This window comes from Azospira restricta (genome assembly GCF_016858125.1).
Lineage (GTDB): Bacteria > Pseudomonadota > Gammaproteobacteria > Burkholderiales > Rhodocyclaceae > Proximibacter > Proximibacter restrictus.
The window spans coordinates 3,612,520-3,633,772 of sequence record NZ_CP064781.1 but is presented as its reverse complement, the minus strand read 5'-3'; the positions used below and the strand labels follow the sequence as shown (position 1 = coordinate 3,633,772).

The 21,253-nt window shown below is 67.5% G+C and carries 23 protein-coding genes; 11 read left to right on the top strand and 12 right to left on the bottom strand.

The genetic code is table 11. The features are described from left to right. Positions 1 to 58 precede the first annotated feature (58 nt). Complete coding sequence (locus IWH25_RS17320; RefSeq protein ID WP_203387001.1) at positions 59 to 262, top strand: cold-shock protein; 204 nt, start codon at positions 59 to 61, stop codon at positions 260 to 262. A 60-nt stretch (positions 263 to 322) separates the two neighbouring features. On the opposite strand, the gene soxZ is transcribed toward IWH25_RS17320, so the two are convergent. The 3 genes from soxZ to moaC are packed head-to-tail and all read right to left on the bottom strand — an operon-like array spanning position 323 to position 1,646. Next, complete coding sequence (gene soxZ / locus IWH25_RS17315; protein WP_203387000.1) at positions 323 to 643, bottom strand: thiosulfate oxidation carrier complex protein SoxZ; 321 nt, start codon at positions 641 to 643, stop codon at positions 323 to 325. Between the two features lie 15 nt (positions 644 to 658). Next, positions 659 to 1,153 carry a thiosulfate oxidation carrier protein SoxY gene (gene soxY / locus IWH25_RS17310; protein ID WP_203386999.1) on the bottom strand — a complete coding sequence of 165 codons (495 nt, stop codon included), beginning with the start codon at positions 1,151 to 1,153 and terminating at the stop codon, positions 659 to 661. Between the two features lie 4 nt (positions 1,154 to 1,157). Continuing rightward, a complete protein-coding gene (gene moaC / locus IWH25_RS17305; RefSeq protein WP_203386998.1) occupies positions 1,158 to 1,646 on the bottom strand; it encodes a cyclic pyranopterin monophosphate synthase MoaC in 489 nt (162 codons plus the stop codon). Positions 1,647 to 1,776: 130 nt separating this feature from the next. On the opposite strand from moaC, the gene IWH25_RS17300 reads away from it, so the two are divergent. From IWH25_RS17300 to pabB, 3 genes are read left to right on the top strand one after another with little or no spacing between them, the layout of a single operon-like run. Further along, complete coding sequence (locus IWH25_RS17300) at positions 1,777 to 3,201, top strand: beta-barrel assembly-enhancing protease (protein ID WP_238998947.1); 1,425 nt, start codon at positions 1,777 to 1,779, stop codon at positions 3,199 to 3,201. 59 nt (positions 3,202 to 3,260) lie between these two features. Further along, entirely contained in the window at positions 3,261 to 3,488 is a 228-nt protein-coding gene (locus tag IWH25_RS17295) for a sulfurtransferase TusA family protein (protein WP_203386996.1), read from the top strand. 47 nt (positions 3,489 to 3,535) lie between these two features. Further along, entirely contained in the window at positions 3,536 to 5,293 is a 1,758-nt protein-coding gene (gene pabB, locus IWH25_RS17290) for an aminodeoxychorismate synthase component I (RefSeq protein WP_203386995.1), read from the top strand. Between the two features lie 20 nt (positions 5,294 to 5,313). Here pabB and IWH25_RS17285 read toward each other — a convergent pair whose 3' ends face one another. The 5 genes from IWH25_RS17285 to IWH25_RS17265 all read right to left on the bottom strand — a co-directional run bounded on the left by IWH25_RS17285 (position 5,314) and on the right by IWH25_RS17265 (position 11,073). Then, positions 5,314 to 5,799, bottom strand: coding sequence for a hypothetical protein (locus tag IWH25_RS17285; RefSeq protein ID WP_203386994.1), 486 nt, complete (start codon positions 5,797 to 5,799; stop codon positions 5,314 to 5,316). 9 nt (positions 5,800 to 5,808) lie between these two features. Then, positions 5,809 to 8,652 (bottom strand): valine--tRNA ligase, encoded by a 2,844-nt coding sequence (locus IWH25_RS17280; RefSeq protein WP_203386993.1) that lies wholly within the window; start codon positions 8,650 to 8,652, stop codon positions 5,809 to 5,811. Between the two features lie 68 nt (positions 8,653 to 8,720). Next, entirely contained in the window at positions 8,721 to 9,155 is a 435-nt protein-coding gene (locus IWH25_RS17275) for a hypothetical protein (protein WP_203386992.1), read from the bottom strand. Beyond that, positions 9,155 to 9,580 (bottom strand): DNA polymerase III subunit chi, encoded by a 426-nt coding sequence (locus IWH25_RS17270; protein WP_203386991.1) that lies wholly within the window; start codon positions 9,578 to 9,580, stop codon positions 9,155 to 9,157. Before IWH25_RS17270 ends, IWH25_RS17275 begins: the two co-directional genes overlap by 1 nt. Continuing rightward, positions 9,577 to 11,073: a leucyl aminopeptidase gene (locus IWH25_RS17265; protein WP_203386990.1), complete on the bottom strand. Its 1,497-nt coding sequence runs from the start codon at positions 11,071 to 11,073 to the stop codon at positions 9,577 to 9,579. The genes IWH25_RS17270 and IWH25_RS17265 overlap by 4 nt, the downstream gene beginning before the upstream one ends. Before the next feature lie 70 nt (positions 11,074 to 11,143). On the opposite strand from IWH25_RS17265, the gene lptF reads away from it, so the two are divergent. Both lptF and lptG read left to right on the top strand, forming a co-directional pair. Continuing rightward, a complete protein-coding gene (gene lptF, locus IWH25_RS17260; RefSeq protein ID WP_203386989.1) occupies positions 11,144 to 12,223 on the top strand; it encodes an LPS export ABC transporter permease LptF in 1,080 nt (359 codons plus the stop codon). Then, positions 12,220 to 13,293, top strand: coding sequence for an LPS export ABC transporter permease LptG (gene lptG / locus IWH25_RS17255; RefSeq protein ID WP_203386988.1), 1,074 nt, complete (start codon positions 12,220 to 12,222; stop codon positions 13,291 to 13,293). Before lptF ends, lptG begins: the two co-directional genes overlap by 4 nt. A gap of 84 nt (positions 13,294 to 13,377) precedes the next feature. Here the strand turns inward: lptG and IWH25_RS17250 are convergent, their stop codons facing one another. Genes IWH25_RS17250 through IWH25_RS17235 form a run of 4 tightly spaced genes read right to left on the bottom strand, consistent with a single transcriptional unit; the run spans position 13,378 to position 15,192 of the window. Beyond that, positions 13,378 to 13,803: an RDD family protein gene (locus tag IWH25_RS17250; RefSeq protein WP_203386987.1), complete on the bottom strand. Its 426-nt coding sequence runs from the start codon at positions 13,801 to 13,803 to the stop codon at positions 13,378 to 13,380. Then, positions 13,803 to 14,300 carry a DUF3106 domain-containing protein gene (locus tag IWH25_RS17245; protein WP_203386986.1) on the bottom strand — a complete coding sequence of 166 codons (498 nt, stop codon included), beginning with the start codon at positions 14,298 to 14,300 and terminating at the stop codon, positions 13,803 to 13,805. The genes IWH25_RS17250 and IWH25_RS17245 overlap by 1 nt, the downstream gene beginning before the upstream one ends. Then, entirely contained in the window at positions 14,273 to 14,650 is a 378-nt protein-coding gene (locus IWH25_RS17240; protein ID WP_203386985.1) for a DUF3619 family protein, read from the bottom strand. Before IWH25_RS17240 ends, IWH25_RS17245 begins: the two co-directional genes overlap by 28 nt. Continuing rightward, the gene (locus tag IWH25_RS17235) at positions 14,647 to 15,192 is read right to left on the bottom strand and encodes an RNA polymerase sigma factor (RefSeq protein ID WP_238999089.1); all 546 of its coding nucleotides are present in this window, start codon (positions 15,190 to 15,192) and stop codon (positions 14,647 to 14,649) included. Before IWH25_RS17235 ends, IWH25_RS17240 begins: the two co-directional genes overlap by 4 nt. A gap of 142 nt (positions 15,193 to 15,334) precedes the next feature. Between IWH25_RS17235 and ilvB the strand changes: the two genes are divergently transcribed. The 5 genes from ilvB to IWH25_RS17210 all read left to right on the top strand — a co-directional run bounded on the left by ilvB (position 15,335) and on the right by IWH25_RS17210 (position 21,226). Further along, positions 15,335 to 17,038, top strand: coding sequence for a biosynthetic-type acetolactate synthase large subunit (gene ilvB / locus IWH25_RS17230; protein WP_203386984.1), 1,704 nt, complete (start codon positions 15,335 to 15,337; stop codon positions 17,036 to 17,038). Positions 17,039 to 17,054: 16 nt separating this feature from the next. Further along, the gene (ilvN, locus tag IWH25_RS17225) at positions 17,055 to 17,546 is read left to right on the top strand and encodes an acetolactate synthase small subunit (RefSeq protein WP_203386983.1); all 492 of its coding nucleotides are present in this window, start codon (positions 17,055 to 17,057) and stop codon (positions 17,544 to 17,546) included. Positions 17,547 to 17,564: 18 nt separating this feature from the next. Continuing rightward, positions 17,565 to 18,581: a ketol-acid reductoisomerase gene (gene ilvC, locus IWH25_RS17220; protein WP_203386982.1), complete on the top strand. Its 1,017-nt coding sequence runs from the start codon at positions 17,565 to 17,567 to the stop codon at positions 18,579 to 18,581. A gap of 133 nt (positions 18,582 to 18,714) precedes the next feature. After that, positions 18,715 to 19,479 carry a CDP-diacylglycerol--serine O-phosphatidyltransferase gene (gene pssA, locus IWH25_RS17215; protein WP_203386981.1) on the top strand — a complete coding sequence of 255 codons (765 nt, stop codon included), beginning with the start codon at positions 18,715 to 18,717 and terminating at the stop codon, positions 19,477 to 19,479. Positions 19,480 to 19,684: 205 nt separating this feature from the next. Next, positions 19,685 to 21,226: a 2-isopropylmalate synthase gene (locus IWH25_RS17210; protein ID WP_203386980.1), complete on the top strand. Its 1,542-nt coding sequence runs from the start codon at positions 19,685 to 19,687 to the stop codon at positions 21,224 to 21,226. Positions 21,227 to 21,253 lie beyond the last annotated feature (27 nt).

Genomic DNA, 21,253 nt, shown 5'->3' with positions numbered 1-21,253 from the left:
CACAAACAGGTAGTCGGGCACAAACCCGGTTTCAGTCTTTTTTCAAGGAAGTCGCAATATGGCAACTGGTACGGTCAAGTGGTTCAACGACGCCAAGGGTTTCGGTTTCATCACTCCGGATGACGGCAGCGAGGATCTGTTCGCTCACTTCTCCGCGATCACGATGAACGGCTTCAAGACCCTCAAGGAAGGCGAGAAGGTTTCCTTCGACGTGACCCAGGGTCCGAAGGGCAAGCAAGCCTCGAACATCCAGCGCGCCTGAGTCTCTCAGGACGCTTGCAGAGCCCGCCGTGAGGCGGGTTTTTTTTGCCCGCCGCGGGATTCAGGCGGCGCCGACGACGCCTTCGTCGCTGCGCTGCTCGCCCTTGCTGTCGACCCAGCTGACGAGCAGCTTGTCGCCGACCTTCAGGCCCCGCGCCTTGAACGCCAGCATCGGGTTGCGCGAGACGGCGGTGTTGGTCTGGCCCTCGACCAGTGGCTTGCCGTTGGCGGAGACGAGGAAGGTCTGGATGAAGTGCGCCGGGACCAGCTTGCCGGTCGCCGGGTCCTTGCGCTGACCGGTTTCCATCGGATGCTGCAGCAGGATGCGGATGTCGGTGATCTCGCCCTGCAGCGTCGCGCGGATCTTGATCGGTTCGCTCATGGTTTCCGTTCCGTGCTAGCCGGCGCAGCCGCCGAGGGTGACGCGGATGTCGCGCTGCGCGTGCCAGAGCTTGCCGTCGGCGGTCTTCACCACCGCCCGCACGCGCATCGTTTCCGCCAGCTTGAGCGGGAGGCGCACCTGCGGCAGCGCGCCGTTGGCGAAGTGCAGCGTCGCCGCCAGCGGCAGCGGGTTCTTCTCGGCGAAGACGGCGATCGACTGGCTGCCCGGCAGGTTGCTGGCGATCTCGACGACGACCTGGGCGCCGTTCTCGGCGATGTCCGGGGCGGTGAACACGATGTCGCGGCTTTCCGTCGACTGGGTCGCGCCGTAGGCCTTCAGCGCGCCGGCGAAGGTGTTGGCGGTGAAGGCGCTCTTCTGCCATTCGGCGGCGAGCACGCGTGCCGGTCGCAGCAGGCCGGCCGCCACCAGCGCCATCGTCGCCAGGCTGGCGCCGCCGGCACGCAGGAAGTGCCGGCGAGCGGAATCCTCGGTCACGGTACGGTCCGTCATCGGGTCAATCCTGTTCGGCGTGCCAGTGGCCCGACTTGCCGCCCTTCTTCTCGAGCAGGCGGATGCCCTCGATGCGCATGCCGCGATCGACCGCCTTCATCATGTCGTAGATGGTCAGCAGGCCGACGCCGGCAGCGGTCAGCGCCTCCATCTCGACGCCGGTGCGGCCGGTGCATTCGGCGGTGACCTCGATGTGCACCGCGCCGTGCTCGCGGTCGACGGCGAACTCGGCGGCGACGCGGGTCAGCGCCACCGGATGGCACAGCGGGATCAGCTCGGCGGTGCGCTTCGATGCCTGGATCGCGGCGATGCGCGCGATGCCGAGGACGTCGCCCTTCTTCGCCGAGCCGCCGGCGATCAGCGCCAGCGTCTCCGGCTGCATGAAGATGCTGCCGGCGGCGCGCGCGACGCGGTGGGTCTCGGCCTTGGCCGCGACATCGACCATGTGCGCCTGTCCTTCGGCGTCGAAATGGGTAAGCGGATGGGCGGTCATGCGCGGGATGGTAATGGGTGGAAAGCGCTGCGGACGGGCGCTGCGGGTGCGCTATCATAGCACCATGAATCGACGGCTGCCATTTGGCCCTTTCCCCCGCCGCACCTTGCCACGCCAGGTGCTGAGCGCGGTGCTGTGCGTCTCCCTGGTGCTCTCCCCGCCGCTGGCGTACGCCGACAGTCTGCCCGACCTCGGCGAGTCGGCGCGCGCCGACCTGCCGCCGCAGCTCGAACGCAAGATCGGCGAAAGCATCATGAACGACATCCGGCTGCACGAGCCGACCTACGTCGACGACCCGGAGGTGAACGAATACCTCGGTCGGCTCGGCCAGCGTCTGGTGGCGGCCAGCGCCGAGCCCGGGGGCGACTTCCATTTCTTCGCCATCCGCGACAGCCAGGTCAACGCCTTCGCGATGTTCGGCGGCTACATCGGCGTGAACACCGGCACCATCCTCACCTCGCAGAGCGAGTCGGAGCTCGCCGGCGTGATCGCGCACGAAGTCTCGCACGTCACGCAGCACCACCTGGCGCGGCAGATTTCCAGCCAGAAGCAGCAGTCGGTGCTGGGCATGATCGCGATGGCGGTGGCGCTGCTCGCGATGCGTTCGAACTCGCAGGCGGCCGGCGCCGCGATCGCCGGCAGCGAGGCCGCCTTCGTCCAGTCGCAGCTGGCCTTCTCCCGCGATTTCGAGCGCGAGGCCGACCGCGTCGGCTACGAGATCCTGCAGAAGGCCGGTTTCGACCCGCGCGGGATGTCGGATTTCTTCGAGCGCCTGCAGCGCTCGACGCGCGTCTACGAGAACAACGCCCCGGTCTACATGCGCTCGCACCCGATCACCGTCGAGCGCATCAGCGACATGCAGAACCGGCTGCAGCAGGCGCCGTACCGGCAGGTCCGCGACAGCCTCGACTACCAGCTGGTGCGCGCCAAGCTGCGGGCGCAGCAGGGAACGCCGAAGGAGGCGATCGCCGACTTCGAGAGCCTGCTGCGCGACCGCAAGTTCGCCTCCGAGACCGCCACCCGCTATGGGCTGGCCTTCGCCCAGCTGCGCGCGAAGCACTACGCGGCGGCCGAGCGCGAGGTCGAGGCGTTGCGGCGGCAGAAGGGCGGCGGTTCGGCGATGATCGAGAACCTCGCCGGCGAGATCCGCGCCGGCGCCGGCGACCTCAATGCCGCGGCGGCGATCTTCCGCGACGCGCTGCTGCGCTTTCCGCTGTCGCGCGCGCTCGCCTACGGCTACGCCGACGCGCTTTTCTCGCTGCGCCAGTACGACCGCCTGGAGTCCTTCCTCGACGAGCAGCTGCAGTCCTACACCAGCGATTCCAAGCTTTACGGCCTGCAGGCGAAGACGCACGCCGTGCAGGGGCGCAAGCTGCAGCAGCACCGCGCGCTGGCCGAGATGTACGTGCTGCAGGGGCGGCTGCTGCAGGCGATCGAGCAGTTGCAGTTCGCGCAGCGCGCCGGCGACGGCAATTTCTACGAGCAGTCGGTGGTCGACGCCCGCCTGCGCGAGCTGAAGAAGCAGCAGGCGGAAGAGGCCAAGCAGAAGAAATAGCGGGCAGGGGGTACAATACGCCCCCGCCTCACTCCTTCGAACCCACTCCGGATTCCGCCATGCAGTACGACCGCGAACTCGACGTCAAGGGCCTCAACTGCCCGCTGCCCATCCTGCGCACGAAGAAGGCGCTCGCCGAAATGCAGTCCGGGCAGCTGCTGCGCGTGCTCGCCACCGACCCCGGTTCGGTCAAGGATTTCCAGGCCTTCGCCCGGCAGACCGGCAACGAGCTGGTGTCGAGCGGCGAGGCCGAGAACGTCTACGAATACGTGCTGAAGCGCAAATAGGCCATCGCGGCCGTCCCGGCCGCCGCTCCGCCTTTTCCGTCCCGCCCATGCCAGCTCCCTTCGCCCTGCTCGACGCGCCGGGCGGCGGTTCCTTCCTCTTTTCCGGGCTGCAACGAACGCTGGTTGTTTCCGCCGGCACGCTGCGCGCCGTCTGCGCCGAGATCGAGCGGGCGACGGCGGCGGGCCTGCATGCCGTCGCCGCGCTCGACTACGAGCTTGGCTACGCCTGCGAGCCGGCGGCCGGTCCGGCGCCGACGGGGACGCTCGGCCATTGCTGGCTGTTCGCCGAGCGCCGCGCGCTGAGCGCCGGCGAGGTCGCTGCCTGGCTCGCCCGGCAGGCCGGCGCGCCGCTGCCGCCGGCAACCGTCGCCGGTTTCGCCGCGCAGCTCGACGCCGCCGCGCATGCGCGTGCCGTCGGCCGCATCCGCGACTACATCGCCGCCGGCGACTGCTACCAGGTCAACCTGACCTTTCCCTTTGCCGGCACTTGCCTCGGCGATCCGCTGGCGCTTTACGCCCGCCTGCGTGCAGCGCAGCCGGTCGCGCACGGCGGCCTGCTGATGACGCCGGAAGCCTGCCTGCTGTCGTTCTCGCCGGAGCTGTTCGTCGAGCGCACCGGCGGCGTCATCCGTTCGCGGCCGATGAAGGGGACCGCCGCGCGCGGCGCCGATCCGGCAGCCGATGCCGCGGCGCGCGCGGCGCTGGCGGCGTCGGCCAAGGACCGGGCGGAGAACGTGATGATCGTCGACCTGATCCGCAACGACCTCGGTCGCGTCGCCCGGCCGGGCAGTGTGCGCGTCGAGGCGCTGTGCGCGGTCGAGACCTATCCCAGCGTGCACCAGATGACCTCGGCCGTCGCCGCCGACTGCGACGCCGACCTGGCGGCGGTGCTCGCCGCGCTGTTCCCCTGCGGCTCGATCACCGGTGCGCCGAAGGTGCGCGCGATGCAGATCATCCGCGAACTGGAGGCGACGCCGCGCGGGCCCTATACCGGCGCGCTCGGCTGGGTCGGCGCCGGCGGCGACTTCCGCTTCAGCGTCGTCATCCGCACGCTGCAGGTCGCCGCCGACGGCAGCCTGCGCTACGGCGTCGGCAGCGGCATCGTCTGGGATTCCGAGCCTGCCGCCGAGTACGCCGAGTGCCTGCTGAAAGCCAGTTTCGTCACCCGTGCCGACCCCGGCTTCCGGCTGATCGAGACCTTGCGGCTGGAGGACGGCGCCTACCCGCGGCTGGCGCTGCATCTCGATCGCCTGCAGGCGTCGGCGGCGACGCTCGCCTTCGCCTGCGACCGCGAGGCCGTTGCCGGCGCGCTGCGTGCGCTGGCGGCGCGGCAGCCGGCCGGCGTCTTCCGCGTGCGCCTGACGCTCGGTCGCGGCGGCGATTTCGACCTCGGCTCGGCGCCGCTGGCGGCGACCCCGGCGACGATGGCAGCCACGCTCTCGCCGCTGCGCCTCGATTCGCGCAACGGCTGGCTGCGCCACAAGACGACCGTGCGCGATCTCTTCGACCGGGAGCTGGCGCGCGTCGGCGCCGATCCGTCGCTGTTCGACGCGATCTTCCTGAACGAGCGGGGGGAGGTTTGCGAGGGCGCGCGCAGCAACGTCTTCGTGCGGCGCGCGCGCGGCGGGCCGCTGCTGACGCCGCCGCTGGCCTGCGGCCTGTTGCCGGGGGTGTTGCGCCGGCAGTTGCTGGACAGCGGGGAGGCCGTGGAGGCCGTGCTGTTCGAGGCGGACCTGCGCGGCGCCGCCGAGCTCTGCCTCGGTAACGCGCTGCGCGGACTGGTGCGGGTGGAACTGCGGGCGTAGGCGGCGCCCGCTGCCGCGGCTTACTGCCGCAACCTGCGCAGGTAGATGCCGGCGAGCGTGAACAGCGCGGCGCCCATCGCGTAGAAGAACAGCTTGGCGTCGTAGTGGCGGTACTGGACGGCGACCAGCTTGCCGTCCTTGAGCGAGTAGCGGACGGCGGTCTCGAAGTACCACGAGGACATCGCCGCCTCCATCTCCCAGTCCTTGCCGGAAACGGTCGTCCAGCGCAGCCAGACTTCGCCGTCGTTGAGCTCGCCGTTCGGCTCCTTCGGCAGCAGCGCGATGACCTGCTTGTCCTCGACCGCCTTGGCGATGTCGGCATACTGCTTCGAGCAGACCTCGCCGTTGGCGCAGATCACCGGCAGGCGCACGCCCGGCTTCCAGGTCGTGTCCTTGTCCCACGGCCAGGCCTGGATGATCGCGTAGGACCAGGCGCCGGTGAGCAGGCAGAACAGCATCAGCGCCGGGAACAGGCGGGCGACGAAGGGCTTGTTGTCTTGGGACATCGGGCTTCCTTATTTGCCGGCGAGTTTCGCCAGCTGCGGTTTCAGTTTGGCCAGCGTGTCGCCGAAATCGGCCACCCGCCTCTTCTCCTGCTCGACGACGGCGGCCGGCGCGCGGGCGACGAAGCTTTCGTTGGCGAGCTTGGCATGGGCCTTGGCGATCTCGCCTTCGAGGCGGGCGATCTCCTTGGTCAGGCGCTCGCGCTCGGCAGCGACGTCGATCTCGACCTTCAGCATCAGCCGGAAGTCGCCGACGACGGCGACCGGCGCCGCCTCGTCGGCCGGGATGTCGGCGACGATCTGCACCTCGGAGAGCTTGGCCAGGCCGGCGATGTACGGCGCGTAGGCCGTCAGCGTCGCGGCGTCGCCGGCGGCGATCAGCGGCAGCTTCTGCGCCGGCGAGATGCCCATCTCGCCGCGCAGGTTGCGGCAGGCGTAGATCAGGTCCTTCAAGAGCTTGACCCTGGCTTCGCTCGCTTCGTCGATGCGCTCCGGCTGGGCGACCGGGTAGGGCGCCTGCATGATCGAGTCGTGCGACTTGCGGCCGGCGATCGGCGCGACGACCTGCCACAGTTCCTCGGTGATGAACGGGATCAGCGGGTGGGCGAGGCGCAGCACGGTCTCCAGCACGCGCACCAGCGTCCGCCGCGTGCCGCGCGCCTCGGCCGGGCTGCCGGATTGCATGCGCACCTTGGCCAGTTCGAGGTACCAGTCGCAGAACTCGTCCCAGACGAATTCGTAGATCTCGCGCGCGAGCAGGTCGAAGCGGTAGTCGGCGAAGTGCTTGGCGACCTCGGCTTCGGTGCGCTGCAGGCGGCTGACGATCCAGCGGTCGGCGAAGCCGAAGTCGAGCCTGGCCTCGCCGCCCTCGGGCACCTTGCAGGCGCCGCCGGCGCCCTGTTCGTGCGACAGCGCGAGGTCCTGGCCTTCGACGTTCATCAGCACGAAGCGGGTCGCGTTCCACAGCTTGTTGCAGAAGTTGCGGTAGCCCTCGCAGCGGCCGAGGTCGAACTTGATGTCGCGGCCGGGGCTGGCCAGCGACAGGAAGGTGAAGCGCAGCGCGTCGGTGCCGAAGGCCGGGATGCCGTTCGGGAACTCCTTGCGCGTCCGCTTCTCGATCTGCTCGGCCTGCTTCGGGTTCATCAGGCCGGTGGTGCGCTTCTTCACCAGCTCCTCGACGCCGATGCCGTCGATCAGGTCGATCGGGTCGAGGACGTTGCCCTTGGACTTGCTCATCTTCTGGCCTTCCGCGTCGCGGATCAGGCCGTGCACGTAGACGTGCTTGAACGGGATCTTGCCGGTGATGTGCTTGGTCATCATGACCATGCGCGCGACCCAGAAGAAGATGATGTCGAAGCCGGTGACCAGCACCGTCGACGGCAGGTAGAGGTCGAGCGCCGGGTTCGACTTCTGCGGCCACTCCGGCGTCCAGTCGAGCGTCGAGAACGGCCACAGCGCCGACGAATACCAGGTGTCGAGCACGTCCGGGTCGCGGGTCAGCGCGCCGGCGTAGCCGGCCTTGTCGGCCTGCGCGCGGGCTTCGGCTTCGTCGTGCGCGACGAAGACCTCGCCATTGACGCCGTACCAGGCCGGGATCTGGTGGCCCCACCACAGCTGGCGCGAGATGCACCAGTCCTGGATGTTGTTCAGCCACTGGTTGTAGGTGTTGACCCAGTTCTCCGGGACGAACTTGATCTCGCCCGAGGCGACGCAGTCGAGCGCCTTCTCGGTGATGCTCTTGCCGTCGGCGCCGGGCTTCGACATGGCGACGAACCACTGGTCGGTCAGCATCGGCTCGATGACGACGCCGGTGCGGTCGCCGCGCGGCACCTTGAGCTTGTGCTTGTCGGTCTTCTCCAGCACGCCGAGCGCTTCGAGGTCGGCGACGACGGCCTTCCTGGCGTCGAAGCGGTCCAGGCCGCGGTACTTCGCCGGCGCGTTGTCGTTGATCTTCGCGTCCAGCGTCAGGATAGCGATGATCGGCAGGTTATGGCGCTGGCCGACCGCGTAGTCGTTGAAGTCGTGCGCCGGCGTGACCTTGACGCAGCCGGTGCCGAACTCGAGGTCGACGTAGCTGTCGGCGATGATCGGGATCTCGCGGTCACAGAGCGGCAGCTTCACCGTCTTGCCGATCAGGTGCCTGTAGCGCTCGTCCTCGGGGTGCACCATCACCGCGGTGTCGCCGAGCATCGTTTCCGGACGCGTGGTGGCGACCGTCAAGCTGCCCGAGCCATCGGCGAGCGGGTAGCGGATGTGCCACAGGAATCCGTCTTCCTCCTCGCTGACCACTTCCAGGTCGGAGACGGCGGTGTGCAGCTTCGGGTCCCAGTTGACGAGGCGTTTGCCGCGGTAGATCAGGCCTTCGTTGTAGAGGCGGACGAAGGTCTCGGTGACGATTTTCGAGAGGCCGGCGTCCATCGTGAAGCGCTCGCGCTCCCAGTCCGGCGAGGTGCCCAGCCGGCGCATCTGCTTGGTGATCGTGTTGCCCGAGTATTCCTTCCACTCCCAGACCTTTTCCAGGAACTTCTCGCGGCCGAGGTCGTGGCGCGAAATGCCCTGCGCGTCGAGCTGGCGCTCGACGACGATCTGCGTGGCGATGCCGGCGTGGTCGGTGCCCGGCTGCCACAGCGTGTTGTGGCCGAGCATCCGGTAGTGCCGGGTGAGCGCGTCCATGATCGCCTGGTTGAAACCGTGGCCCATGTGCAGCGTGCCGGTGACGTTCGGCGGCGGCAGCAGGATGCAGAAGGCGTTCGTGTTGGCGGTGTCGAGGCCGGCCTTGAAGTAGCCGTTCTCTTCCCATTGCGGGTACCAGCGGCGCTCGATGTCCGCCGGCTCAAAACTCTTGGCCAGTTCCATAGGAAAAAGGAGGGAATGCTTGGAAAACCGGCGATTATACCGGATCGACGGCGGCCACCGGCCGGCTTTCAGGCGTCGCGGCCGGCCTGGTCGTCGGGGTCGTCGAGCGGCAGCCGCAGCTGCTCGCGGCGGGCGAGGAAGTCCTTGATCGCGCCGTCGGCGGTGTCGAGGATGCCGCGCCGCAGGTCGGCTTCGAGCACGGCCAGGCTGGCTTCGACCAGGCTGGGCAGTTCCGCGGCCAGCCGCCGCTCGAGCGTGTGCGCGAACTCGGAGGCCAGCCGCGCGGCCAGCGTTTCGTCGAAGCGGTCGCGCGGCGCAACGCCGACCGGCGTTTCCGGCAGCACTTCCTCGGTCAGGACCGGGATGTCCTCGTCCGCTTCGGCCGCCGCCGTCGCGGTGTCGGGCGGCACGTCGGGCGCTGCCGGCGACGTCGGGCCGGCGACGAAGCTACGCCGCCGCCGCATCAGCGAATCCGCGCGCGAGACGAGGTCCTCCTTGCCCATCAGGCCTTGCCCGCTAGGTCGAGGGCCTGGACCTCGTAGCCGCGGTCCTTGTAGAACTTGAAGCGTTCGCGCGCCGGCTGGCGAACCTCGGGCTCCTCGCTGACCACCTCGATGACGCTGGTGAAACGCGAGAAGCCGGGCGGCACCTCGCCGGAGAGGTTCATCAGCCGCTCATCCTGCGGCAGCTCGTCGAGGCGGTCGGCGATGATCACCGGCGTCTCGCCGGCGAGCGGCGAGCCGGCGTTCACGTGTGGCACGAAGTCGAGCGGGTTGCGCGTCCACAGCGCTCGGTCGAGCGCACCGGCGACGGCCGGGTCGGGGGCGTAGACGACGAGTGGCTTGCGCTGCGCCCAGGCCTTGGCGATCAGGCCGGCGGCCGCTGCGATGCGGTCGGCGGCGCCGTGGTAGAAGAAGATCTGCGTCAATTGAGCTTTCCGGCGCGGGCGAGCAGGAAGTGCGTCAGCAGCGGCACCGGGCGGCCGGTGGCGCCCTTGTCGCCGCCCGATTTCCAGGCGGTGCCGGCGATGTCGAGGTGCGCCCAGTCGTACTTCTTGGTGAAGCGCGACAGGAAACAGGCGGCGGTGACCGAGCCGGCGGGGCGGCCGCCGATATTGGCCATGTCGGCGAAGTTGCTCTTCAGCTGCTCCTGGTAGTCGTCCCACAGTGGCAGGTGCCAGGCGCGGTCGTTGGCTTCCTCTCCGGCGTCGAGCAGGTCGCGCGCGAGGCCGTCCTTGTTGGCGAAGACGCCGCTGGCGACGTGGCCGAGCGCGATCACGCAGGCGCCGGTCAGCGTCGCCACGTCGACGACGGTTTCCGGATCGAAGCGCTCGACGTAGGTCAGCGCGTCGCACAGGATCAGCCGGCCCTCGGCATCGGTGTTGAGGATCTCGATCGTCTGCCCGGACATCGAGGTGACGATGTCGCCCGGCTTGCTGGCGCCGCCGCCGGGCATGTTCTCGGCGGTCGGCACGACGACGGTCAGGTTCAGCGGAAGTTTCATCAGCGCTGCGGCCTTGATCGTGCCGAGCACGCTCGCCGCGCCGCACATGTCGAACTTCATTTCGTCCATGCCTTCGCCCGGCTTCAGCGAGATGCCGCCGGAGTCGAAGGTGATGCCCTTGCCGACCAGCACCACCGGCTTGTCGCCTGGCTTGCCGCCCTTGTGCTGCAGCACGATCAGTTTCGGCGGCTGGTGCGAGCCCCTGGCCACCGAGAGCAGCGAGCCCATGCCCAGCGCTTCCATGTCGGCGCGTTCCAGCACCTGGCAGTCGAGGCCGTGCTCCTGCGCCAGCTGCTGCGCGGTTTCGGCGAGGTGGGTCGGCGTGCACACGTTGCCCGGCAGGTTGCCGAGGTTCTTCGCCAGCGCCATGCCCTCGGCCAGCGCCAGGCCCTGCGCCAGTGCCTCCTCGGCCGGCGCCAGCTCATTGCGGCGTTCGACGGCGAAGGTCAGCTTCCGGAGCGGGCGGCGGACGTCGTCCTTCTTGCTCTTGAACTGGTCGAAGCGGTAGGTCGTCTCCTGTGCGACCAGCGCCGCCTGGCGGACGCGCCAGCCGACGCTGCGCTTCCTGACCGGAATCTCGGTGAGGAAGACGGTGCCGTCGAAGGAGCCGGTTTCGTTCAGCGTCTTCGCGGCGACGCGGATCGCCTGGCAGTATTCCTTCTCGCGGAATTCCTTTTCCTTGCCCAGGCCGACCAGCAGCACGCGGTCGCACAGCGTGCCCGGCACGTTGTGCAGCAGCAGCGTGGAGCCGAGCTTCCCTTCCATGTCGCCGCGGCGAATGATGTCGGAAAGATAATTGCGCGAAGCGTTGTCGAGCAATTCGCCGGGAAGGGTCAGTTTGCGGGGTTCGAAGACGCCGACGACGACGCAGGCGCTGCGCTGTTTTTCCGGGCTGCCGCTTTTTATGCTAAATTCCACTCGACACTCCTGAATGCAGGTTTTGCACTGAAACCTGATTATCACCGCAGCTTTTCTCATAAGTCAAAGCATGGTCTTCCAGCGCGCCGTCCGGCGCGAGTTCGCCCAATCCGCCGCCGGCGTCTTCGTCGCGCTGTTCGCGATCATGGTCGCCATCCAGGGCATCCGGCTGCTCGGCGACGCGGCGGCCGGCAAGGTCGCATCGGAGGCGGTGGCGGCCCTGCTCGGCTTCGCTGCCTTGAACTATTCGGCCTATTTGCTCTCGCTGACGCTGTTCGTCGCCGTTTTGCTGTCTTTGTCGCGCAGCTACCGGGATTCGGAAATGGTCGTCTGGTTCTCCTCGGGGATGTCGCTGACCGCCTGGGTGCGGCCGGTGCTGGTGTTCGCGGCGCCACTGGTGCTCGCCATCGCGTTGCTGACGCTGCTGCTGTCGCCGTGGGCGAACGAGATGAGCGCCGACTTCAAGCAGAAGATGACGGTGCGCAGCGACGCGTCGCAGGTGGCGCCGGGCAGCTTCAAGGAGGCGTCGTCGACCGACCGCGTCGTCTTCGTCGAGACCCTCGGCGAGGATGAGAGCTTCGTCAAGAACGTCTTCATCAGCTCGGTGCAGAACGGCAAGCTCGGCGTGACGATGGCCAGCAAGGGCTACCAGGAGACGGCCGAGAACGGTGACCGCTTCATGGTGCTGGAGAAGGGGCGCCGCTACGAGGTGGCGCCGGGCACGCCGGAATTCCGCATCATGGAGTTCGACCGCTACGCCTTGCGCGTCGAGACCCGGGAAGCGCGCGGCATCGAGCGCACGATCGCCGCCGAGACGACCGGTGAGCTGATGCGGTCGGACGACCGGCGCGCCCGCGCCGAACTGCTGTGGCGGATCAACGTGCCGGTGTCGGCGGTCGTGCTCGCGCTGCTGGCGATTCCGCTGTCCTTCGTCAATCCGCGCGCTGGCCGTTCGGCCAACCTGATCCTGGCGCTGCTGGTCTATACGATCTACAGCAACCTGCTGTCGCTGACCCAGGCCTGGGTCGCGCAGGGCAAGATTTCGTTCGCACTCGGCCTGGTCTCGGTGCATCTGGTCATGGTGCTCGCGCTGCCGCTGCTTTTCGCGCGGCGCATCCTCGTCTTCTCCTTCCTGCGGTTGCAGCGATGAAGCTCTTCAAGCGCTACCTGGCCCGGGAAGTCTCCGCCGCGGTCCTGCTCGTGCTGGTCGCGTTCCTCGCGCTGTTCAGCTTCTTCGACCTGATTGGCGAGATGCGCGACGTCGGCAAGGGCGGCTACCAGCTGCACCACGCCTTGGCCTTCCTCGCGCTGAAGCTGCCGGGGCGGGTCTACGAGCTGATGCCGATCGCGGTGCTGATCGGCGCGCTCTATGCGCTGTCGACGCTGGCCCGCCACTCCGAGATCACCGTCCTGCGCGCCTCCGGCCTGTCGACCGGCCGCCTGCTCGGGACCTTGCTGCAGGTGGCGGCGGTGTTCGGCGCGGTCACGCTGCTGGTCGGCGAAGCCGTGGTGCCGCCGGCCGAGCGCGCCGCCAAGCAGCTGCGCCTGTCCGCGGTCGGCAAGCTGGTCGCGGCGGAGTTCCGTACCGGCCTCTGGGTCAAGGACGACATGACCTTCGTCAACGTGCGGGCGGTGACGCCCGACGCGCAGCTGCGCAGCGTCCGCATCTACGAATTCGATGCCAAGGCGCAGCTGGTGTCGGTGAGCGAGGCCGGCGAAGGCGAATACGTGCCGCCGGCCAGCTGGCGGCTGCGGAACGTCGTCCGCACCGAACTCGACGGCAGCAAGGGGCGGGTCAGTACGCAGCCGGAAATGCTCTGGAAGTCGGCGCTCAATCCGGACATCCTGTCGGTGCTGCTGGTGCGGCCGGAGAGCATGTCGCTGCTGCACCTGACGTCCTACCTGAAGCACCTGCGCGACAACAAGCAGAAGACGCAGCGCTACGAGATCGCGCTGTGGAAGAAGCTGGTCTATCCGCTCGCGGTGCTGGTGATGATCGCACTGGCGCTGCCGTTCGGCTACACGCACAACCGGGTCGCCGGCGTCAGCCTGAAGATCTTCGCCGGGGTGATGATCGGTATCTTCTTCCACATGCTGAACGGCCTCTTCTCCAACCTCGGCGCGATCAACAGCTGGCCGGCGTTCACCAGCGCCGCGGCGCCGTCGCTGATCTTCATGGCCGCCGCCGCCGGCATGCTGTGGTGGGTGGAGCGCCGCTAGCAGGCGCTTGCGTCTGCCGCAGCTCGAAGTCGCCGCTCAGGCGCGCCCGAAGGGGGCTTTCTCGAAATGCGCGAAGCGCATTACTCAGGCGGCGACCAGCCGCGTATCGGCGATGCGGTCGTGCAGGAACTGGCCGTCGCGGTCGAACAGCGCCCAGACGATGCCGATGCCGCCCAGACCCAGGCTGACCCAGGCGGCCAGGTAGCGCAGGACCGCCTGCGCCGGCCGCAGGCGGCCGCCGCCGACGTCGACGACGCGAATCTTCCAGGTCTTCATCGCCAGCGTCTGCCCGCCGTGCAGCCAGAACCAGGTGAAATAGACGAGCAGCACCACGAAGAAGTGGATCTTCACCGCCAGGTGCGAGGCCTGCACCTTGGCAAAGGCGCCGAGCAGCATGTGCGGCAGCACCAGTGCGACGGCGAGTACCGCGCTGACGAGCAGCAGTTCGTACAGCATCGCGGCAAGGCGCCGGACGATGCCGGGCGTGGAAAGGGTTGCGCTTTCGGTCATCAGCGTTGCTCGGTGGCGGGTAGGGGCGGTGCGGCGGGAGCGGGGGGCGCCGTCGATGTGTCGGCGGGGCGCGGGCGGCGGCGCTCGTCCGCGGGCAGCTGGCTGTATTCCTGCCACTTCTGCTTTCTGGCCGCCCGTTCTTCCGGGGGCAGCTGGTTGAGTCCCTTGTACTTCTCGCGCGCGGCTAGGCGCTGCTCCGGCGTCAGCCGGGCCCACTCGTGCATCTTCTGCTGCAGGCGCTGCTGTTCCTCCGGTGCCATCGTCCGGTAGCGCTGCGCGATGCCGAGCCACTTCTTGCGGCGATAGTTCTCCATGCGGTCCCATTCGCCGGCCAGCGGCGCCAGTACCGCCTGCTGTTCCTTGCTGAGCCCGTTCCACGCCGGCTGCGGCGGCGTCACCACCACTGCCGGGCTGGGCGGTGCTGCCCACGCGGGCGCGCCGAGGCCCAGCGCGAGGATCAGCGCGAGGATCAGCGCTCCTGCGAGCTCTTTAGCCATGAGTCGAAGTCTTCGTCGATCAGTGCCTCGACCGGCAGGTCGTCAGCCAGCAGCGCGCTGTCCAGGTCGCTCATTTCGGCGATCTGCGCCTCGATGTGCCACTGCAGCGCGAGGGCGCAGGCCAGCGCCAGCAGCAGCGCGGCGATCAGGTGTCGCGGCCGCAGGTTTTCGCTGTGGAAACGGAGAAAATGACCGGCTCCCGCCAGTACGGGGTGGGGCGACGGCTGCTTCTGCACGGCCAGCGCGCGCTCGCGGGTGCGCCGCAAGCGCTCGGCCTTGTCGCCGTCGATCTCCTGCAGTCCTCGGTTGAGGTGCTGCCGGAGCCGAAAGGCGAAATGAAGTTCGTTCATAAACTTACCCCCTTGGCTTTCAGGGCCGTTGCCAGCGCGTGCGTTGCGCGCGAGCAGTGTGTCTTCACGCTGCCTTCCGAGCAGCCCATGGCGAGTGCGGTTTCGGCGACGTCCATTTCCTCCCAGTAACGCATCAGGAAGGCTTCGCGTTGACGCGGCGGCAGCTTGCGGATCTCGCTCTCGATCAGCGCCAGCACCTGCGCCTGTTCCAGGCGGCCGTCCGGCGTGCCGGCCAGCTTCGACGTGTTTTCGACCGCCAGCGATTCGAGCAGGTCGAAATCCTCCTCGTCCTTCGGCGACAGCGCCGAAAACAGCGTGGTCCACAGCGAGCGTACCTTGTGCCGCCGGTGATGGTCGCGGATGCCGTTCTGCAGGATGCGCTGGAAGAGCATCGGGAACTCCTCCGCCGGCCGGTCGCCGTACTTCTCGGCGAGCTTCATCATCGAATCCTGGACGATGTCCAGCGCCCCTTCCTCGTCGCGGATCGCGTAGGTTGCCTGGCGAAAGGCGCGGCGCTCGACCGAGGCGAGGAAGTCCGACAGTTCCCGTTGTGTTGCCAGAGAGGGTTCCTTCAGGAAATCAGGGGGCTAGCGGCCCGGGATGCGGCCCTTTTCCTTGACCAAACGGGGCCTAACCGATAAGGTTACACGTTTTTCGAGAACCAGGTTTGTAAGGCGGAACCAGATGAAGATGACCGGTGCGGAGATTTTAATCAGGTGCCTGCAGGAAGAAAAGGTCGAATACATGTTCGGCTATCCCGGCGGGGCTGTGCTGCACATTTATGACGAGCTGTTCAAGCAGGACCAGATCAAGCACATCCTGGTCCGCCACGAGCAGGCCGCCGTGCATGCCGCCGACGGCTATTCCCGCTCTTCGCAGAAGGTCGGCGTCGCGCTGGTGACCTCCGGCCCGGGGGCGACCAACGCCGTCACCGGCATCGCCACCGCCTACATGGACTCGGTGCCCATCGTCGTCATCTCCGGCCAGGTGCCGACGCCGGCGATCGGGCTGGATGCTTTCCAGGAAGTCGACATGGTCGGCATCACGCGGCCGTGCGTGAAGCACAACTTCCTGGTGAAGGACGTGCGCGATCTCGCCGACACGATGAAGAAGGCCTTCCACATCGCCAAGACCGGCCGTCCCGGCCCGGTGGTGGTCGACATCCCGAAGGACGTGACCGCCCAGCAGTGCGAGTTCGAGTACCCGCAGACGGTGCAGATGCGCTCGTACAACCCGGTGGTGAAGGGCCATCTCGGCCAGATCAAGAAGGCAGTGCAGCTGCTCGCCGAGGCCAAGCGTCCGATCATCTACGTCGGCGGCGGGGCGATCCTCTCCGATGCGTCGGAGAAGCTGACGCGGCTGGCGCACCATCTCGGCTACCCGGTCACCAACACGCTGATGGGCCTCGGCGCCTTCCCGGCTACCGACCGGCAGAACCTCGGCATGCTCGGCATGCACGGCACGGTCGAGGCGAACATGGCGATGCACTACGCCGACGTCGTGCTCGCCGTCGGCGCCCGCTTCGACGACCGCGTCATCGGCAACCCGGCGAACTTCGCCGAGGAGCCGCGCAAGATCATCCACATCGACATCGACCCGTCGTCGATCTCGAAGCGCGTCAAGGTCGACGTGCCGATCGTCGGCAACGTCCCTGACGTGCTCGACGAGATGCTCAAGCTGATCGAGGGCAGCAGGCCGAACGCCGCGCAGACCGCCGACTGGTGGGCGCGCATCGAGGAATGGCGCGGCAAGAACTGCCTCGGCTACAAGCAGAACGGCGAGCTGATCATGCCGCAGTACGTGGTGCAGAAGCTCTACGAAGTGACCAGGGGCGACGCCATCGTCACGTCGGATGTCGGCCAGCACCAGATGTGGGCGGCGCAGTACTACCCGTTCGACAAGCCGCGCCGCTGGCTCAACTCCGGCGGCCTCGGCACGATGGGCGTCGGCCTGCCGTACGCGATGGGCGCCGCCTTCGCCAACCCCGGCGCGACGGTCGCCTGTGTCACCGGCGAGGCGTCGATCCAGATGTGCATCCAGGAGCTGTCGACGGCCAAGCAGTTCCGCCTGCCGATCAAGATCATCAACCTCAACAACCGCTACCTGGGCATGGTCCGCCAGTGGCAGGAGATGTTCTACGGCAGCCGCTATTCCGAGTCGTACATGGATTCGCTGCCGGACTTCGTCAAGCTGGCGGAGTCCTACGGCCACGTCGGCATGCGCATCGAGCGTCCCGAGGACGTCGAGCCGGCGCTGAAGAAGGCCTTCACCGAACACAAGAACGACCTCGTCTTCATGGACTTCATGACCAACCGCGAAGCCAACGTCTTCCCGATGGTGGCGGCCGGCAAGGGCCTGACCGACATGATCCTGGCCGAAGATCTCTAAGCGGGGAAAAAGAAAAATGCGTCACATCATTTCCATCCTGATCGAGAACGAAGCCGGCGCCCTGTCGCGCGTCTCCGGCCTCTTTTCCGCCCGCGGCTACAACATCGAGACGCTGACCGTGGCGCCGACCGAGGACGCCTCGCTGTCGCGGATGACGATCGTCACCACCGGCTCCGACGAGGTGCTGGAGCAGATCACCAAGCAGCTGAACAAGCTGGTCGATGTGGTCAAGGTCGTCGACCTGTCGGAGGCCGCGCACATCGAGCGCGAGCTGATGCTGATCAAGGTCCGCGCCACCGGCAAGGACCGCGAGGAGATGAAGCGCATGGCCGACATCTTCCGCGGCCGCATCATCGACGTCACCGACTCGACCTACGTGATCGAGCTGACCGGCTCCAGCAGCAAGCTCGACTCGTTCATCAGCGCCATCGACACCGGCCTGATCCTCGAAACCGTTCGTACCGGCGTCAGCGGCATCGGCCGCGGCGACCGCATCCTCAAAGTTTGACCCACAGAAAGGACTCCCATGAAAGTCTATTACGACAAGGACGCCGACCTCTCGCTGATCAAGGGCAAGAAGGTCACCATCGTTGGCTACGGCTCGCAGGGCCACGCTCATGCCCAGAACCTGAAGGACTCCGGCGTCAAGGTCACGGTCGGCCTGCGCAAGGGCGGTGCCTCGTGGTCGAAGGCCGAGAAGGCCGGCCTCAAGGTCGAGGAAGTGGCCAAGGCGGTCAAGGGCGCCGACGTCGTCATGATCCTGCTGCCGGACGAGAACATCCCGGCCGTCTACTACAACGACGTTGAGCCGAACATCAAGAAGGGCGCCGCGCTGGCCTTCGCGCACGGCTTCAACGTGCACTACAACCAGGTCGTGCCGCGTGCCGACCTCGACGTGATCATGGTCGCGCCGAAGGGCCCGGGCCACACCGTGCGCTCCGAGTACCTGAAGGGCGGCGGCGTGCCGTCGCTGATCGCCGTGCATCAGGACGTGTCGAAGAAGGCCAAGGACATTGCGCTGTCGTACGCCGCGGCCAACGGCGGCACCAAGGGCGGCGTCATCGAGACCAACTTCCGCGAAGAGACCGAGACCGACCTCTTCGGCGAGCAGGCCGTGCTCTGCGGCGGCGCCGTCGAGCTGGTGAAGATGGGCTTCGAGACCCTGGTCGAAGCCGGCTACGCGCCCGAGATGGCCTACTTCGAGTGCCTGCACGAGCTGAAGCTGATCGTCGACCTGATGTACGAGGGCGGCATCGCCAACATGAACTACTCGATCTCGAACAACGCCGAGTACGGCGAGTACGTGACCGGTCCGGAAGTCATCAACGAGGAATCGCGCTATGCGATGCGCAACGCGCTGAAGCGCATCCAGACCGGCGAATACGCCAAGATGTTCATCCAGGAAGGCCGTACCAACTATCCGTCGATGACCGCGCGTCGCCGTCTGACTGCTGCCCACCCGATCGAGCAGGTCGGCGAGAAGCTGCGCGACATGATGCCGTGGATCAAGAAGAACAAGCTGGTCGACCAGTCGAAGAACTGATCTCCGTCGCCCGCTGTTTCTGACGAACTCGCCCGGACCCGTGCCGGGCGAGTTTCTTTCAGCCCCGCGAAAAGGTATCCTTTCGCCACTCTTTTGCCGAACCGGCGCCGCTGGGCGCCCGACCAGACGACTTATGGCGGATCCAAAGCTTCCCCGCAAGGCCCTCTTCAACCCGGAACTGCGCCGCAAGGGCATCTACATCCTGCCCAACCTGTTCACCACGGCGGCGCTGTTCTCCGGCTTCTTCGCCATCGTCATGGCGATGCAGGGCAGTTTCGAGAAGGCGGCGGTGGCGATCTTCGTCGCCATGGTGCTCGACGGCCTCGACGGCCGCGTGGCGCGGCTGACGCGCACGCAGTCGGCCTTCGGCGCCGAGTACGACTCGCTCTCCGACATGGTGTCGTTCGGCGCCGCCCCGTCGCTGGTGATGTACGAATGGGCGCTGAAGGACCTCGGGCGGCTGGGCTGGATCGCCGCCTTCATCTACTGCGCCGGCGCCGCGCTGCGGCTGGCGCGCTTCAACACCACGCTGGAAGTGATGGACAAGCGCTACTTCCAGGGGCTGCCCAGCCCGGCGGCGGCGGCCCTGGTCGCCGGCTTCATCTGGGTGGCGATCGACAGCGGCTTCGCCGGCGCCGATTTCCCGCTGCTCGCCGCGGCAACGACGGTGTTCGCCGGCGTGACGATGATCACCAACGTCCGCTACTACAGCTTCAAGGACATCAACCTCAGGAAGAGCGTGCCGTTCATGGCGGTGGCGGCGATCGCGCTGGTCTTCGCGCTGATGGCGCTGAAGCCGGAGGTGACGCTGTTCGGCTTCTTCGTCGTCTATGCGCTGTCCGGCTACGCGCTGGCCGCCTGGCGGCTGCTGCGCCGCCGGGTCGGCAACGGCGCCTGAGTGCATTGACAGCGGCGTCGGGCAGTGTTTATAGTCGGCGCATGCCCAAATTCGTGCTCTCCGGCTTCCTCTCCCTGCGCGTCCTGCTGCTCGCGCGGCCGCTGCTGCGCCTCGCGCGCTAAATCCTTCCCCCCCAATTTGCGCAGTTTCTGGTCGGCCCCGCGGAAGCGGCGCCGCTGATGGATATCCATAGCTGGAGTCAGTCATGAAAGAACGTCTGGTAATTTTCGACACCACCTTGCGCGACGGCGAGCAGAGCCCGGGCGCGTCGATGACCAAGGAAGAGAAGATCCGCGTCGCCCGCCAGCTGGAGCGGATGAAGGTCGACGTGATCGAGGCCGGCTTCGCCGCCGCGTCGCCCGGCGACTTCGACGCGATCCACGCGATCGCCGAGACGATCAAGGAATCCACCGTCTGCTCGCTGGCGCGCGCCAACGAGAACGACATCCGCCGCGCCGGCGAGGCGATCAGGCCGGCAGCCAAGGGCCGCATCCACACCTTCATCGCCACCAGCCCGATCCACATGGAGAAGAAGCTGCGCATGACGCCGGACCAGGTCGTCGAGCAGGCGGTGAAGGCGATCGGCTGGGCGCGCGAATATACCGACGACGTCGAATTCTCGGCCGAGGACGCCGGCCGTTCCGAACTCGATTTCCTGTGCCGCATCTTCGAGGCGGTGATCAAGGCCGGCGCGACCACGATCAACGTGCCGGACACCGTCGGCTACAACCTGCCCGGCCAGTTCGCCGAGACGATCCGGCAGCTGGTTGCGCGCGTGCCGGGCGCCGACAAGGTGGTGTGGTCGGTGCATTGCCACAACGACCTCGGCCTCGCGGTCGCCAACTCGCTGGCCGCGGTGCTGGTCGGCGCGCGCCAGGTCGAGTGCACGATCAACGGCCTCGGCGAGCGGGCCGGCAATGCCTCGCTCGAGGAGGTGGTGATGGCGGTGAAGACGCGCGCCGACATCTTCCCGGTCGAGACCGGCATCGACACGACGCAGATCGTCCCGGCCTCGAAGCTCGTTTCGCAGATCACCGGCTACCCGGTGCAGCCGAACAAGGCGGTGGTCGGCGCCAACGCCTTCGCGCACGAGTCGGGCATTCACCAGGACGGCGTGCTGAAGCACCGCGAGACCTACGAGATCATGCGCGCCGAGGATGTCGGCTGGACGCAGAACAAGCTGGTGCTCGGCAAGCATTCCGGGCGCAACGCGTTCAAGACCCGGTTGGCCGAGCTCGGCATCGAGCTCGCCGGCGACGAGGCGCTGAATGCCGCCTTCGCCCGCTTCAAGGAACTCGCCGACAAGAAGCACGAGATCTTCGACGAGGACCTGCAGGCGCTCGTTTCCGACGAGACGGTGACGCCCGAGGACGAGCACTACAAGCTGGTCTATTCGCGCGTCTGCTCGGAGACCGGCGAGACGCCGCAGGCGGCGGTGACGCTGACCGTCGGCGGCGCCGAGCGGAAGGCCAGCGCGCGCGGCAGCGGGCCGGTGGACGCCACCTTCCAGGCGATCGAGTCGGTCGCGGCGAGCGGCAGCGAACTGCTGCTCTACTCGGTCAACGCGATCACCACCGGCACCGATGCCCAGGGCGAGGTGACCGTGCGCCTGTCGCGCGGCGGCCGTATCGTGAACGGCAACGGCGCCGACACCGACATCGTCATCGCGTCCGCCAAGGCCTACCTGAATGCACTGAACAAGCTGTATTCGTCGGGCGAGAAACTGAACCCGCAGGGCGACGTCTGAGGCGCGCTGCGCGCGGCCGACGGGAAA